This is a genomic window from Vibrio sp. 10N.261.52.A1 (assembly GCF_002876325.1).
GTDB lineage: Bacteria > Pseudomonadota > Gammaproteobacteria > Enterobacterales > Vibrionaceae > Vibrio > Vibrio chagasii.
Map to the genome: position 1 here is coordinate 1 of NZ_MCYD01000675.1, position 522 is coordinate 522.

Annotated in this window: 1 protein-coding gene; it reads right to left on the reverse strand. The window is 42.9% G+C overall.

Annotation, left to right across the window (positions count from 1 at the left end):
• Positions 1 to 347: 347 nt before the first annotated feature.
• On the reverse strand, positions 348 to 522 hold a 175-nt coding region (locus BCT81_RS12985), incomplete at its 5' end, for a LuxR C-terminal-related transcriptional regulator (protein ID WP_133152618.1).

Consider the following 522-nt stretch of genomic DNA (forward strand, 5'->3'; position numbering starts at 1 on the left):
TTTACGGGGTCACTTCAAATGCTACGGCTTTTTTGCATTTTCATCTTTGTTTCTATTTGGTTTGGAACCCGAGGGTGGGGGCTGGAAGCCCAGCCGCGTCGAATTCCTCTTCACCGACCACTTATAGAAAGCCTGCTCAATGAGCAGGCTTTCGTAGTTTAGGAGCGTAGAAAATAGGATTAGAACCTAAGTGGGGTTCGTCTGATACTCAAAATAAGCTCTTCACCGACCATATTAAAGAAAGCCGTAGCACTCTTTGTAATAGAAAGGGCTACGGCTTTTTCGTATTTGGTTTTTTTGCATTCTAATTGCTTTGGCTGTTTATGGTGTAGAGCTGAGAGTTAGGTTTATTGGACGAACTCATTAGTCGCGACATTATTCTTCACCCAGATCAAAGCTTGTAAGCGATTCTTCACCTTAATCTTTTTGAATGTATTGTGAAGGTGTGCCTTAACGGTATTTTCGCTTACATAGAGCGTGTCCGCAATTTGCGTGTTAGACGCGCTGTAGTGGCATAGTGAA